This window comes from Streptomyces sp. NBC_01450 (genome assembly GCF_036227505.1).
Classification (GTDB): Bacteria; Actinomycetota; Actinomycetes; order Streptomycetales; family Streptomycetaceae; genus Streptomyces.
Genome location: NZ_CP109482.1, coordinates 167,128 through 181,453 on the forward strand (window position 1 = coordinate 167,128; position 14,326 = coordinate 181,453).

At 65.9% G+C, this 14,326-nt stretch carries 8 protein-coding genes and 8 pseudogenes; 9 read left to right on the forward strand and 7 right to left on the reverse strand.

Annotated elements, in window-relative coordinates:
* Nucleotides 1-347: 347 nt before the first annotated feature.
* Nucleotides 348-1,118, forward strand: a pseudogene (locus OG568_RS60170) (IS630 family transposase); the annotation flags it as partial.
* A gap of 148 nt (nucleotides 1,119-1,266) precedes the next feature.
* On the opposite strand, the pseudogene OG568_RS60175 reads toward OG568_RS60170, so the two are convergent.
* A pseudogene (locus OG568_RS60175) lies at nucleotides 1,267-2,676 on the reverse strand (reverse transcriptase domain-containing protein); the annotation flags it as partial.
* A 63-nt stretch (nucleotides 2,677-2,739) separates the two neighbouring features.
* Here OG568_RS60175 and OG568_RS60180 point away from each other — a divergent pair.
* Nucleotides 2,740-2,919, forward strand: a pseudogene (locus tag OG568_RS60180) (transposase); the annotation flags it as partial.
* Nucleotides 2,920-3,048: 129 nt separating this feature from the next.
* Here the strand turns inward: OG568_RS60180 and OG568_RS60185 are convergent.
* From OG568_RS60185 to OG568_RS60200, 4 genes are all read right to left on the reverse strand, one after another.
* A complete protein-coding gene (locus OG568_RS60185; RefSeq protein ID WP_329538429.1) occupies nucleotides 3,049-4,143 on the reverse strand; it encodes an ISAs1 family transposase in 1,095 nt (364 codons plus the stop codon).
* A 77-nt stretch (nucleotides 4,144-4,220) separates the two neighbouring features.
* Nucleotides 4,221-5,072, reverse strand: coding sequence for an IS5 family transposase (locus OG568_RS60190; RefSeq protein WP_329538358.1), 852 nt, complete (start codon nucleotides 5,070-5,072; stop codon nucleotides 4,221-4,223).
* 423 nt (nucleotides 5,073-5,495) lie between these two features.
* Complete coding sequence (locus OG568_RS60195; RefSeq protein WP_329538430.1) at nucleotides 5,496-6,101, reverse strand: hypothetical protein; 606 nt, start codon at nucleotides 6,099-6,101, stop codon at nucleotides 5,496-5,498.
* Between the two features lie 340 nt (nucleotides 6,102-6,441).
* The gene (locus OG568_RS60200) at nucleotides 6,442-7,638 is read right to left on the reverse strand and encodes an ISAs1 family transposase (protein WP_329538431.1); all 1,197 of its coding nucleotides are present in this window, start codon (nucleotides 7,636-7,638) and stop codon (nucleotides 6,442-6,444) included.
* A gap of 139 nt (nucleotides 7,639-7,777) precedes the next feature.
* Here OG568_RS60200 and OG568_RS60205 point away from each other — a divergent pair.
* From OG568_RS60205 to OG568_RS60235, 7 genes and pseudogenes are all read left to right on the forward strand, one after another.
* Nucleotides 7,778-8,841 (forward strand): annotated as a pseudogene (locus OG568_RS60205) (IS3 family transposase); the annotation flags it as partial.
* Nucleotides 8,842-8,913: 72 nt separating this feature from the next.
* On the forward strand, nucleotides 8,914-9,192 hold the full coding sequence (locus tag OG568_RS60210) for a hypothetical protein (protein ID WP_329538432.1): 279 nt from the start codon (nucleotides 8,914-8,916) through the stop codon (nucleotides 9,190-9,192).
* Between the two features lie 920 nt (nucleotides 9,193-10,112).
* Nucleotides 10,113-10,256 (forward strand): annotated as a pseudogene (locus OG568_RS60215) (ISAs1 family transposase); the annotation flags it as partial.
* A gap of 104 nt (nucleotides 10,257-10,360) precedes the next feature.
* On the forward strand, nucleotides 10,361-11,128 hold the full coding sequence (locus tag OG568_RS60220; RefSeq protein WP_329538433.1) for an ISAs1 family transposase: 768 nt from the start codon (nucleotides 10,361-10,363) through the stop codon (nucleotides 11,126-11,128).
* Nucleotides 11,092-11,241 carry a hypothetical protein gene (locus tag OG568_RS60225; protein WP_329538366.1) on the forward strand — a complete coding sequence of 50 codons (150 nt, stop codon included), beginning with the start codon at nucleotides 11,092-11,094 and terminating at the stop codon, nucleotides 11,239-11,241. Before OG568_RS60220 ends, OG568_RS60225 begins: the two co-directional genes overlap by 37 nt.
* Nucleotides 11,242-11,334: 93 nt before the next feature.
* Nucleotides 11,335-11,637, forward strand: a pseudogene (locus OG568_RS60230) (transposase); the annotation flags it as partial.
* Nucleotides 11,638-12,271: 634 nt separating this feature from the next.
* Nucleotides 12,272-12,643 (forward strand): annotated as a pseudogene (locus OG568_RS60235) (group II intron reverse transcriptase/maturase); the annotation flags it as partial.
* Between the two features lie 56 nt (nucleotides 12,644-12,699).
* On the opposite strand, the gene istB reads toward OG568_RS60235, so the two are convergent.
* Both istB and OG568_RS60245 read right to left on the reverse strand, forming a co-directional pair.
* Nucleotides 12,700-13,524, reverse strand: coding sequence for an IS21-like element helper ATPase IstB (gene istB / locus OG568_RS60240; protein ID WP_329538435.1), 825 nt, complete (start codon nucleotides 13,522-13,524; stop codon nucleotides 12,700-12,702).
* A 248-nt stretch (nucleotides 13,525-13,772) separates the two neighbouring features.
* Nucleotides 13,773-14,255 (reverse strand): annotated as a pseudogene (locus OG568_RS60245) (helix-turn-helix domain-containing protein); the annotation flags it as partial.
* Between the last annotated feature and the right edge of the window lie 71 nt (nucleotides 14,256-14,326).

Genomic DNA, 14,326 nt, shown 5'->3' on the forward strand with positions numbered 1-14,326 from the left:
GCGGGCATGGGCTGCCCCGCTGGGCACCGCACGCTCCCCCAGGCGCAAGGCGTCGCCGCATGCCGCGGGACGGCGCCCGGCCCGTCGCGTGCGAGGCCCTGGACGGCGACCGCTTCCACCGGGGCATCCTCACTCCCCGGCACACCCGCAGGGCCTGGCCGGCGACATGCCTGCGCACTGCCCCCTGCCCGGTCCGGGCGTCGGCCTTATAAGACCGTGTTCTATGTGGTGATGCGGACGAACCGTTTGTAGCAGCACAGGGTGGCGGCGAGACCTAGTGTGATGCGCCAGAAATCCTGAGAGTTAGTTACTACCCTGTTGGCATGTCGCATCCGGGGCCTTCTGCTGTGGAGATCACGCTGTCCGAGGCCGAGCGTGCCGAGTTGGTGCGCCGGACGGAATTGCCGCACCGGCGCTCGGCGGAGAAGGCCCGCATCATCCTGGCGTGCGCTGACGGTATGTCAAACGCGGCTGTGGCGCGGGTCGTCGGTGTTCAAGCCAAGACGGTGGGCAAGTGGCGGCGGGCTTTCGGCGCGGAGCGGATGGCCGGGCTTGAGGACGCCGGCTGGATCGGCCGGCCGAAGGCCGACCTGGTCCTGGACGATGCTGAGCGGAGGCAGTTGACGCAGTGGGCGCGGCAGGCGAAGACCGCCCAGTTCCTCGCGTTGCGCGCCAAGATCGTGCTGCGCTGCGCGGAGGGTGGTACGAACCAGCAGGCCGCGGCCGACCTCGGCATCGACAGGTCGACCGTGGACCGCTGGCGGGCCCGGTTCATCGCGAAACGCCTCGACGGTCTTCACGACGAGTCCCGCTCGGGCCGCCCGCCCTCGATCCTCCTCGACCGGGTCGAGGAGGTCATCGTGGCCACCCTGGAGTCCACGCCGGGCCAGGACACGCACTGGTCACGGGCTTCGATGGCCCAGCGCACCGGCCTGTCGAAGTCGACCATCGGCCGGATCTGGAAGAAGTTCGACCTCAAGCCCCACCTGCAGGACTCCTTCAAACTCTCCACCGACCCGCAGTTCGTCGCCAAGGTCGTTGATGTAGTCGGCCTGTACCACCACCCGCCCGAGAAGGCGGTCGTGCTCTGCGTGGACGAGTCGGGTCGGACCGGGGCGCGGTGACACCATTTCTGATGTTCCGTTTCCCCGGCCCGCCCGCCGAGTGAAGTAGGCCGCCGACGAGGTGCCCGTGGTTCGGGTCCTTTTCCGACGGCCCCTTCCCGAACGGGACGGGCCAGTTTCCCGGCATCCCGCTCTCCAGTGATCACTTCCGTGGTGGCGCGGTGCCCCGCCCGGCATGGATGTCCTCGTGGCAGCGACGGCAGATCACCAGGGTCTTGCGCCGTCGTTTGGCCATGAGGTGCACCCAGTCGGGCTTGTCCCGACGTCCGGGCCGGTTGAGATCGGCGAGCTTGCGGACGTGATGGACCTCAAGATTCGTCCGGGCTTCGCAGATCTCGCAGCACTCGGCGATGAGCCGGTGGATCAGCTCGTTTCGCTTCGCACTGGCCATGACCGGCCGCCTGTCGGTGAGGACGGCCTTGCGCTGTCGTTTGAGCGGTATCCCGCCGTAGCGGGCTACCAGCGGTTTCCTCTCCCGGTCGCGTGGAACGGTGACGGTCAGACAGGTTCGCGGTCCCTCAGGTGTCTCGACGGTGCTCTTGTACTTCCGAGCCATCTTCGTGACCGTCGACCGGTGCTTCCCTGCCAGCGTCTTCAGTAGCGAGGTCTCCATGACCCACTGGAGCCTGCCCAGGCGGAACACATCCTGGGCAAGAAGGTAGTACTGGACCAAACCCCGGTACTCGGCCTGGTACTTCGCGACGATCGTGAAGTCCTCGTCGTGAAGCAGCATGCCGCGTTGCGCCGGTTGCCCGTTGCTCATGTAGAGCGCGCACTTCTGCCTGATCACCTGCCGTGGCACGAACAGGCCGATCGCTCCATTGACCGCCCGACGGTTCCGGGTGATCTTCGTGTCGGAGTGCTGGGCCCGGATCTCATAGCCGAGGAAGTGCGCCGCCTGGCTGGTGGCGTGCGTGATCACGGTCTTGGACTCGGAAAGTTCCAGCCTGAGCTCGTCACGCAGGAACGCACCGATCTTCGACTTGATCTCCTCGGCTTCGTGCTTGAGGCCGGCGAACCCCAGAAGCCAGTCGTCGGCATAGCGGACATATCTCAGCCGGCGGTAGTCCGGATCGTTCGGGTCCTGGCTCGGCAGGGTGCGACGCTGGAGCCCAAGCGCCCGCACCGCCTCCCGGTCGCCACGCCGTCTGGCTCTCGCGATCGCGAACTCGACCGTCCTGTATGCCCGGTTGGGCCGCCGACGCAGACCCCGGTTGTACTCAGGCAGCAGAGACTGTTCGACGAACTGGTCCAGCCGGTCAAGGTAGATGTTCGAGAGGATCGGGGAGGCAACTCCGCCCTGCGGGGCGCCGCTGAGCGTGTCGTGCCACCTCCAGTCCTCCAGGTAACCGGCCTTGAGCATGTGGCTGATCAGCCGCAGGAACCGGCCATCGTGGATCTTCTCCGCCAGCGTCGACAGCATGACCTCGTGATCGAGGCTGCCGAAGCAGTCGGAGATGTCCCCCTCGATGAACCAGTGCGTCCCCTTCCAAAGGTCCACCACCTCGCTCAGTGCGGTGTGGCAGCCCCGTTGGGGGCGGAAACCGTGTGAGGCGACCCCTGTGGTGTGGACACTCTGACAATGGATCTTGCAGATCCGAGGGAAGGTGTCCTGGTGGGACGTAGGTCTCCGTATCCGGTGGAGTTCAGGAACGATGCCGTCGCGCTGTACCGCGCGGCGGGCGGGAAGCGCACGTACGCGGCGGTCGCGGCGGATGTCGGGGTGACCGGCGAGACCCTGCGGAGCTGGGTGCGCCAGGCCGACGAGCACGCGGGCCGTGATCACAGCAGCGGCGAGCAGCAGGGCTTGATCAAGTTCCGTGGGCGTCCGGATTGTTGGTGATGCCCAGGATGGGGAGTGCTCGTTGGGGCTCGTCGCGGATTGCCCGGGTGGTCTTGGCGATGTTGTCGGCTCCGAGGGTTTTCAGCGCGCCGATGGCGTGGTTGCGGAGGGTCGCCATGGCCCGTGGTGCGGTTCCGGCGTGGACGGTGGAGGCGTCCTCGGCGAAGGTGACATCCCTGATGTGGTGCGAGGAGTTCTCCACGCCCCAGTGCCCGCGAATCGCGGCGGCCAGATCGGCGGGACCGGCTTGGTGGGCGTCGAGATTTGTGACGGCGTAGACACTCTCACGGGTCTCACGCCGGCCGGTCTGCTTGCGGCGGCGGTGGATGCGGATGGCCAGGCGGGCGTGGGGAAGGCGATTCCGCCGAGTTTGTCGGCGATCGAGCAGGTCTTGATTGAGCGGGACTCGCGGCGTCCGTGTCCAGCCCCGGAGGCGGTGTGCTGGACGGCGATGTCCCGCCACGGCAGGGCCGCGAGCTGGCTGTGGGCGGTCGGCTGGTTGGTCTTGATCACGGCGATGTAGTGGGCCTTCTTGGTCTCGACCAGCCAGGAGATGTTCGCCTTGACCGAATGCAGGGCGTCGAAGGTGACAACGGCGCCGGCCAGGTCCAGCGGTGCCAGGAGCGGTTGGAAGTGCGTGGTTTCGTTCGTCTTCGCGCCGACCTCCACCTGAGCGAGGGTCACGACGGTGCCGTGCGTGACCGCTGAGAGCAGATGCCGGCGCGTCGCGGTGAGACGGGCTGATCCCTTGAGTGCTTTGCCGTCGACAGCGATCACGCGCGGCCGCCCGGACGCGGAGGGCGACGGTGCCTGGGTGGGCTCGGTGGCGGCGCGGTGCCGGTCGGCCAGGTAGGCGCCGACCGCCCGGTCCAGGGCGTCACCGTCAACAGCCCCCAGCACACGGCCGATCGTGGCCGGTGACGGAGTGCGCCGCCATCTGAGCAGGTGGCGCCGGATCCCGATCACTGCCAGGAGTGTGTTCGGGGCACGCTGGCCCCACTCGGCGAGTTCGTCGATGCTCCTGGCTCCCGAGACGACCGCGCAGGCGCACACCAGCAGGATCGCTGTGAGTGAGTACCACCGGCCCCGCCGGGAGCGCGGGTCGGGCACCGAGTCGAAGTAGGGGCGCAGGTCGGCGATCCGGCCGCTGTCCAGCGGGCCCAGTTTCACCAGCACGGCAGGTACGGGAGAGGATGCAGCAGCAGGCACGGGCCACCTCATGATCATCTGGCTTAGACCGACCGGCAAATGGATCACTTGAGGCGTCGGGTGGTGGGGCGGCCGTCCCAGCGATAGCGGCTCGTCGAGCGTCGGATGAGCATGCGGAGCGTGACGAAAGCGGCGGCGAGGTAGAGGTAGAAGTCCACGGCGCTGCCGTCCTTCTCGGTGCAGCGCCGCAGCTTGCCGTAGCCGTTCATCCACGAGTGTGAACGCTCGACCACCCACCGCTTGCCGGCCTGGATCGGTGCGGGCACGCCCTTGCGGGCGATCTCGCCGGTGAAGCCGAACTCGTCGAGCAAGGCACGGGTCCTGGCGCTGTCGTAGCCGCGGTCGAGATTGATGTTCACTTGCTCTGGGAGCGCTCCTACCTGGGCTTTCGTTGCTCCGAGGGTGGGGCCGAGGAGCGGTGAGTCGTGCCGGTTGGCGCCTGCGGAGACGATCCCGAGAGGGACCCCGGCCGCGTCGGAGGCCACCGATCGCTTCAGCCCCTGCTTGCCCCGGTCGACCGGGGAGCGTCCGGCTTTCTCGCCACCCGAGGGAGCTTTCGTGATGCAGCCGTCCACGGAGATCTCGGCCAGTCCGAGGCCGATCATCCGGTCGTACGCCTGGAGCGCCAGGGCGTGGACCTGCTCTGATATGCCCATCTGTGACCAGAGTTTGACGCGGCGTCGGATGGTGCGGTCCGAGCAGCCCTGACTGGCGATCCGCTCGTATCCGGTGCCGTGGACCAGGGCCCGCACGATGTGCTCGAAGACGATCCGGTCCGGGACCCGGCGACGGTGACAGCCCAGCGGGTGAGTCGGCGCATAGTCATCGCGCGCGGGCAGCAGGGCGGCGAACTGGTCCCACAGGGGTTCGAGCAGGCAAGATGGCACAGCAGGCACGGGCCCTCCGGTGATCACTGAGCGTAGAGAACTCCATGATCACTCAGGCCCGTGCCTGTCTCGTGCCCAGAGCGACCAGCCACCGGCAGGCATCACCAATTGCCGGTCGGTCTTAGACACCACAATGATCACGAAGCCCGTGCCTGCCCTGTTATGCACCCCAACCGGTCACAACCCGACCAGCCGCACGCCCCCGGAACTTGCAACCGCCCTGTCACTGACCCGCAAGATCTCCGGCTGTAGTACTTGCCGCTCCTGCTTGATGTGGTCCTAGAGAAACCCCATCATCACAGGTCACAAGGCACTTCTTCGTTTCCGGAGAAACTATCCACCGGCATCAAACCGGTGGATCCGGGCTCATTGCGTCGGCCCACCTCCTTACCCTCACGGGGCAGAATAAAAATATTTCACCGAATTTAAATTTCACATTTTTCTCGGCTTGCTCGTGCTGGAACCAGGCGAGGAGGAGAACAACCTGTGTTCCTCGCTCATTGACCTGGTTGATGAGCTTGCCGCGCTACGCATCGAAGCTGTTAATGCAACGCCTGGCGCCGCCCCCCGGGTGGGCTGCATCACCTGCATAACATGCGACGGAAATGCCCTTTGCAGGTATTCCATCATATTATTGTCTAGCTTTTCCCAACATTCCTTCAGCATCTCCTTGCATTCCCCAGAGGGCGCATTGTACAGCGACGCTAGGTTGCCCATCTCCTGTAGAAGACGCTCCCGCATCTCATCCTTGGGTAATTGAACTCTACTCATGGCGTCATGCGAGAACTTGGCACCCCGCAGTTCGGCCTGCGCCAGCTGATCTTGGGCCATTTGAGGTGACTTGCGATAAATCTCGTTAAGCATCGCCATGAATACCGAACCTGCCATATGTGAGGCCAATTTTTCCGCGCCTGAATATTTGGCAAGGAGCTCAGACGCTTGCACCATGACCATATCCGGGAGGGACTCCCCCTTTTTCGGGAGGGGCTCCTCCTTTTCACGAAAAGTCGCAAACCAATCTTGGTATGCCTCTTTCACGGATAATGCATTTCGCGCGGATGCAGACATCGTTAACCTCTCTTTGTCGCAAGTGAGAAGCCTTGGAAGGGCCTCTTACATAGCTCTACGGGCAGAGCTACCCCTCGGTTCATGATGCGTGCCGGTGATCACGGAGCCTGACTGCCACGGCAGCTGTAGTTCGTGAGGCGTGAGGTATCGCCGCTGGCCAGCGTGGTGGGTGGGGTGCCTGCGGGCAGGGGTACGGCCACCGGCATCGTGATCTTGTGTGACGAAGAATCAAGAAGCGGTGGCCGCGCAGGCCACGGTAGTACATGCCGGGTGGGACGGGCTGTTCGAGGGGTTGATGGGCAGGGCTTGATCAAGTTCCGTGAGTGTCTGGGTTGTTGGTGATGCCCAGGATGGCGAGTGCTCGTTCGGGTTCGTGGCGGATGGCGCGGGTGGTCTTGGCGATGTTGTCGGCTCCGAGGGTCTTCAGGGTGCCGATGGCGAGGTTGCGGATGGTGGCCATGGCGCGGGGTGCGGTGCCGGTGTGAATGGTCGAGGCGTCCTCGGCAAACGTGACATCTCTGATGTAGTGGGAGGAATTTTCGATTCCCCAGTGCCCGCGGATGGCGGCGGCGAGGTCGGCGGGGCGGGTTTGATGGGCGGCGAGGCTGGTGACCGCGTAGACGTTCTCGCGGGTTTCGGGCCGGCCGGTGGGCTTGCGGCGGCGGTGGACCCGGATGGCGAGGTGGGCGTGGGGGAAAGCGATGCCGCCGAGGTTGTCGGCGATAGCGCAGGTCTTGATCGAGCGGGACTCGCGGCGGCCGTGGGCGGTGGCGGAGGCGGTGTGCTGGACCTTGATCGAGGTCCAGGGCAGGGCGGCGAGCTGGGCGTAGGCGGTGGGCTGGTTGGTCTTGATGACGGCGATGTAGTGGGCCTTCTTCGTCTCGACCAGCCAGGTGATGTTGGCCTTCACCGAGTGGAGGGCATCGAAGGTGACGACGGTGTCGGCGAGGTCGAGCGGTGCCAGCAGGGGTTTGAAGTGGCGCACTTCGTTGGTCTTCGCACCGACTTCGACCTGGGCAATCGTGGCGACGCGGTCGTGGGTGACCGCCGAGAGCAGGTGACGGCGCGGCGCGGCCAGGCGGGCTGAGCCCTTGAGGGCCTTGCCGTCCACGGCGATGACCTGCCGCGATCGGGTCTCGGGCACGTCCGCGGACGCGGTGATGCGGTGCCGGCCGGCCAGGTAGGCGCCCACAGCCTGGTCCAGGGCGTCGCCGTCAAGTGCCTGAAGGACGCGTCCGAGAGTGACCGGCTTGGGGCTGCGCCGCCAGCCGAGCAGGTGACGGCGTACTCCAAGGGATGCCAGCAGCGAGTTCGTGGCCCGCTCGCCGAACTCGGCGAGCTCGTCGATGCTCTTCGCGCCGCAGACAGCCGCGCAGGCACACACCAGCAAGATCGCCGTCAGCGAGTACCACCGGCCCCGGCGTGAGCGCGGATCCGGAACCGATTCAAGGTAGGGACGCAGGTCAGCGATCCGGTCCGCATCCAGCGGCCCCAGCTTCTCCAGCACGGCAGGGATAGGGGAAGATGCAACAGCAGGCACGGGACATCCTCGTGATCATCTGGCTTCGACACCACAATGATCACGAACCCCCGTGCCTGCTCTGCTATCCGCCCCTACCCGCTGATCGCCAACCCTCCACGCAATCAGGGAACTTGACGGAGCCCTGGGCGAGCAGAGCGCGGAGAGCCGGAACGAGGAACTGGCCCGGCTGCGCGCGGAGAACGGCCGGCTCCGCAAGGCAGAGAAGGAATGGGAACTCGAGCGGGAGATCCTGCGCCGGGCAGCCGCCTATTTCGCGAAGGAGATGAAGTGAAGACCCACCGCTGGGACTTCGTCTCCGCCCACGCGGAAGTCTTCGGCGTTCAGCGGATATGCCGGGTCCTGCAGGTCTCGCGCTCGGGCTACTACCGGTGGCTCGCCGGTGCGAAGGTCCGTCGAGAGCGGCAGGCCGCCGACGACGCCCTGCTCGTGGAGATCCGGGAGATCCATACCGAGCACAAGGGCACCTACGGAGTCCGGCGCATCCATGCCGAGCTGCGTGGCTTCGGGCACACCATCAACCGCAAGCGCGTCGAGCGCCTGATGCGCCGGCACGGTATCGAGGGCCGGCACCTGCGGCGCCGCAAGCGCACCACGGTCCCCGACCGGCTTGCACCACCGGCCCCGGATCTCGTCCAACGCAACTTCTCCGCCAGACAGTTGAACGAGAAGTGGTGCGGCGACATCACATACGTCCAGGTCGGCGGGACGTGGCTGTATCTCGCCTGCGTCATCGACATCTGTTCACGCCGGGTGCTCGGCTGGTCGATGGCCACGCACATGCGCACGGAACTGGTCATCGACGCCCTGGAGATGGCCGTGGCGACCCGCGGCGGCCACGTGGGCGGGGTGATCTTCCATGCGGACAGGGGCTCGCAGTACACGTCGGCCGCGTTCGCGCAGGTCTGCAACGGTTTCGGGATCCACAGGAGCATGGGCCGGGTCGGCTCGAGCTACGACAACGCCCTCGCCGAGTCGTTCTGGCAGGGACTCAAGAGGGAGACGATGTACCAGAGGCTGTTCTCCACGATGCCTCAGGCGAGGCTGGAGATCTTCCAGTGGCTCACCTACTACAACGCCCGCAGGCGCCACAGCGCCCTCAACTACCTCTCGCCAGTCGAATTCGAACAACAACAGCAGAGAGCACGTAAACTCACACTCGCAGCATGAACCCCCGTGTCCACACTCCGGGGGACACCTCACTGCGACGGTGACCAGTTCGCGGTGGAGTACGCCCGGCTTGTGAACGTCACCGGCAAGCTGGTGGAGTTCGAGAAGACGATCCCCGAGCGGCTTGCCGAACCCGAGCGCAGGCGCAGTGAGCGCATCGTGACGTGGTCCTGGCGCGGCCAGGCGGCCGTAGGCACCGTGCTGATCGCGCTGGTCTTCGTCCTGGATCGCTCGACCACGGGCGGCAGCGCAGGCATCGCGATCACAGTGAGCGACGGGCGCTTGCTAAAAGGTGCAGGCTGCCGCTTATATAGGCGCCCCCCGTCACGCGCAACTCAACCATTGAATTGACCAATCAGTCGGACCGGTCTGCAAGAACCCGCTGTGCCCAATTTGTGAGCTCTAGTTAGCGGCCGAACGTCTGATTTTGCTTTTGGGTCGCCACGACCTTTGAGGCACCATTGGCTGCTTGTTTCCGCTGCGCGTCGTCAGCTCTTCGTGATGCTGTCTGCTGGGCTGCCCGAGCTCCAGCAGCGGCGGCCCGACGCTGCTGCTCGGCCGCCTGGCGAGCAGCAGCCTGCTCAGCAAAACCTCGAACCGCTCGGACGGCGTCGTTGGCCTCTTGCGCGCGGCGGGCCTCATCCCTTGCTTGTTGATGATCCCTCAGCATCCGGGCGCCAGCGAGTACAGCCCCGCCAACAGCAAAGGCTCCCGCAGCAACCAAACGGGGGTCTATATTTTCATCATCCGGATTCTGCATTATACTCTCCTTAATTATATCCTGTTGTTCTGAGTGACGCTAACTGGTTCAAACGGCACACTCATGGGACTCGGAGCTTTAAAATGGATGAGGGCCCCCACCCCCACTGTTCGTCCTGTACCTGATTGCCGTATAGAGGTTTTGGAGGGGATTAGGAATCTTATTCTTTTCTCTTGTCTGGGTTCCGTCGTCATGAGTGTCTACGTCAACAGGAACCTCAAGGTTCAACCTGATCCGATAACGTTGGTTAGCCTCGATCTTTCGTGACGGTCCATCGGTCTTTCGCGGGCCGTTTCGGTTTGTTTGGGTCGGTAGTGAGCACGCTGATGGCCCGGCTGTCGCGTCCGGTGGCAGGGCTCCGTCAAGTTCCCTGATTGCGTGGAGAGTTGGCGATCAGCGGGTAGGGGCGGATAGCAGAGCAGGCACGGGGGTTCGTGATCATTGTGGTGTCGAAGCCAGATGATCACGAGGATGTCCCGTGCCTGCTGTTGCATCTTCCCCTATCCCTGCCGTGCTGGAGAAGCTGGGGCCGCTGGATGCGGACCGGATCGCTGACCTGCGTCCCTACCTTGAATCGGTTCCGGATCCGCGCTCACGCCGGGGCCGGTGGTACTCGCTGACGGCGATCTTGCTGGTGTGTGCCTGCGCGGCTGTCTGCGGCGCGAAGAGCATCGACGAGCTCGCCGAGTTCGGCGAGCGGACCACGAACTCGCGGGACGCGTCCTTCAGGCACTTGACGGCGACGCCCTGGACCAGGCTGTGGGCGCCTACCTGGCCGGCCGGCACCGCATCACCGCGTCCGCGGACGTGCCCGAGACCCGATCGCGGCAGGTCATCGCCGTGGACGGCAAGGCCCTCAAGGGCTCAGCCCGCCTGGCCGCGCCGCGCCGTCACCTGCTCTCGGCGGTCACCCACGACCGCGTCGCCACGATTGCCCAGGTCGAAGTCGGTGCGAAGACCAACGAAGTGCGCCACTTCAAACCCCTGCTGGCACCGCTCGACCTCGCCGACACCGTCGTCACCTTCGATGCCCTCCACTCGGTGAAGGCCAACATCACCTGGCTGGTCGAGACGAAGAAGGCCCACTACATCGCCGTCATCAAGACCAACCAGCCCACCGCCTACGCCCAGCTCGCCGCCCTGCCCTGGACCTCGATCAAGGTCCAGCACACCGCCTCCGCCACCGCCCACGGCCGCCGCGAGTCCCGCTCGATCAAGACCTGCGCTATCGCCGACAACCTCGGCGGCATCGCTTTCCCCACGCCCACCTCGCCATCCGGGTCCACCGCCGCCGCAAGCCCACCGGCCGGCCCGAAACCCGCGAGAACGTCTACGCGGTCACCAGCCTCGCCGCCCATCAAACCCGCCCCGCCGACCTCGCCGCCGCCATCCGCGGGCACTGGGGAATCGAAAATTCCTCCCACTACATCAGAGATGTCACGTTTGCCGAGGACGCCTCGACCATTCACACCGGCACCGCACCCCGCGCCATGGCCACCATCCGCAACCTCGCCATCGGCACCCTGAAGACCCTCGGAGCCGACAACATCGCCAAGACCACCCGCGCCATCCGCCACGAACCCGAACGAGCACTCGCCATCCTGGGCATCACCAACAACCCAGACACTCACGGAACTTGATCAAGCCCTGGTCCGGTGGGCGCTGGGTTCCACGGGGCCGGCTGGGTGGTGCTGCTCGTGGCACGGGAACAAGCTGGTCAGCCTGGGTTAGTCATGGCACGACCTTCCCGTTACCCGCTTGAGCTCCGCCGTCGCGCGGTGCGCATGGTCGCCGATGTAGGCGACGACTATCCGAACGAGACGGCCGCCCTGCAGGCGGTGGCCGAGAAGCTCGGCATCGGCTCCCGCGAGACGCTGCGGAACTGGGTGAAGCAGCACGAGATCGATACGGGGACACGTCCGGGGGCGACGACGGAGGAGTCCGCCCAGCTCAAGGCGTTGAAGAAGGAGAACGCCGAACTGAAGCGGGCCAACGAGATCCTGAAGGCCGCGGCGAGTTTCTTCGCGGCCGAGCTGTGCGCCACGAGGCGCGATGTTGATCGAGAGGTGGTGAAAGGCCACTTCCGTCAGGTCGTCGTAGCGGCCTGATCGAAGCTTGGGGGCAGCCTGATCCGGGGAACGCCGGTGAGGGTGGCAAGCGGCCCCGACGAAGGCGGGACGTGCCGGAACTACCAGACGGTGCGGGTCTGTTCAGCGAGGTCAGAAGGTGTAGCGAGAGCGAACCAGTGGTTGAAGCTCCGTAACAGCGAAGCCGGGTCAAATCTGGTGGATATGGGCCGGTGTGCAGTGCGTGGAACTCTGCTTTGCGGCGGGGGCCCAACTCCGAAGCCGTGTAGCTCTGACGGTGGGGAGGCCACGTTGAAGGTCTGCGGCGTAAGCGTGGCGATGCTGCCGGAGTAGAGCTGGGCGCCTCCCTGACCGATCGATCACATGGTGAACGTGGGAACCATCCGCGGTCGCCCTCCCGCCGGGCAGCCGGTCCGGTGGTGGGCAGGTCCGTTGCCGATTGAGGGCCGTGGGATGGGGCGGAGGCCCCGTAGTAGTCGCGGGCGTGACGACCCGCCGTGGAGGCCGTGAAAGACGGCCGCAGGGCGAAGGGGGCCAGCAAGTCAGCAGTTGAGGTTGCTGGAAGGCCGGGAGGTTTTCGCTGGTGAATACCGACGAACTGGAGCGCGCCTTATTTATGGCGGAGCGACGGGTACTGAATATCCAGACCAAGCTGCACCGTTGGGCCCGTGATGATTCTCATCGCAGGTTCGACGACCTCTACAACCTTGTTGCCGATCCCGGTTTCCTTCTGGTGGCCTGGGATCGGGTGAGGGGTAACAAGGGTGCCCGCACGGCCGGAGTGGACGGTCGCACGGCCCGTTCCGTCGAGGCCGGGCAGGGCGTCGAGGAGTTTCTCGACGAACTGCGGTCGCATGTGAAGGACCGTAGTTTCCGCCCGCTTCCAGTGCTGGAACGCATGATCCCGAAGGCCGGCGGGAAACTGCGCCGCTTGGGGATGTCGGCGGCGGCTGAACCTGGACCCAGTCTGGACAGGTGAAATCTGACCCGGGTGTCTTCGGTTCGGTCGTTTCAGTCGTTGTCGGTAGTGGCGGGGACGCGTCCGAGTTCGCGTCCTCGCATGCGGAATGAGTCGCCTTTGAGGGAGTGGACCTCGGCGTGGTGGACGAGGCGGTCGATCATGGCGGCGGCGACGGTCTCGTCGCCGAAGACCTCTCCCCAGCGTCCGAAGGGTTTGTTGCTGGTGACGATCACGGACGCGCGTTCGTATCGGTTCGAGATGAGCTGGAAGAACAGGTTCGCGGCCTCGGCTTCGAAGGGGATGTAGCCGACCTCGTCCACCACGATCAGCGGGTAGCGGCTCAGCTTGGTGAGCTCGGCCTGGAGTCGTCCGGAGTGGTGGGCAGCGGCCAGGCGGTCGACCCACTCGGCGGCGGTGGCGAAGGCGACGCGGTGTCCGGCCTGGCAGGCGCGGACGGCGAGGCCGATCGCCAGGTGTGTCTTCCCCGTGCCCGGCGGGCCCAGAAAGACGGCGTTCTCCTTGCCGGCGATGAAGTCCAACGTGCCCAGATGCGCGAGCTGTTGTCGCGTCAGGCCGCGCAGATGGGTGACGTCGAGCTCCTCGATCGTCTTGATCGCGGGAAAGCGGGCGGCACGTACTCTCGCCTCGCCGCCGTGTGATTCGCGGGCGGAGACCTCGCGTTGGAGGCAGGCGACGAGGTATTCGGCGTGGGTCCAGGACTCCTTGCGGGCGCGTTCGGCGAGCCGGTCGGCGGCGTCCAGCAGGGCCGGGGCCTTCATCGCGCGGGCGAGGAAAGCGAGGTCGGCGAGGGTCTGGGAGCCGGTCCTGCGGCCCGCTCCGGTGCTTTCGGCCGAGGCACTGGTGGTGCGAGGCATCAGCCGGCCTCCCTGTCGCCGCCGCCTTCGATGACGGTGAACAGCCGGTCATAGGCGCCGAGTTCGCGTTGTTCGACCTCGACGAGCGGGCCGGCCTCGAACTGGGCGGCCTGCTGATGGCGGGCCTGCCCACGCATCGTCTGGCCCGCAGCGGCGTGATCGGGATCGGTGAGGGTCTGGTGGCGGGCCCAGCAGCGGGGGTGGCGGGCGACGACCACGCCGCCGGGCGCCAGCGCGATGACGGTCGTGCGGGAGGGCAGCATCCGCGCGGCGATCACCCGCGAGTAGCCGGACACCATGACCAGCACCGGCGGTCGCCCCGTCTGCCCGTAGCCGAGCGGGATGTCCGCGTCGGGGAACCACAGGTCGCACTGGGCCAGCTCGCCCGGCTGATAGGTCGTGCGGGAGACCGGATCGACGGGAACGTAGGCGGGCCGCAGTTCCCGCACCCGCTCCTTGAGGACCGTCATCCCGCGCTCCCATCCGATCCGCTCGGCGATCACGGTGGCGGGCATCGTCGGGGTCTCCCGCAACAGCTCACGGATCTGCACCTCGACCGCGTCGACCACCGAGCCTTTGGCCGGCCGCTCGTACTTCGGCGGCCGGTCACTCGCCAGTGCACGCTTCACCGTGTTCTTCGAGATGCCCAGATGCCGGGCGATCGCCCGGATCGGCATCTGCTCGGCCCGGTGCAGCCTGCGGATCTCTGCCCAGTCCTCCACGCGGATCACCCTTCCCTCCTGACCTTCCGATCAAGATCAGGTTCAGGCGAAGACCACCGAGAGGGTCACTTTTGATCCGC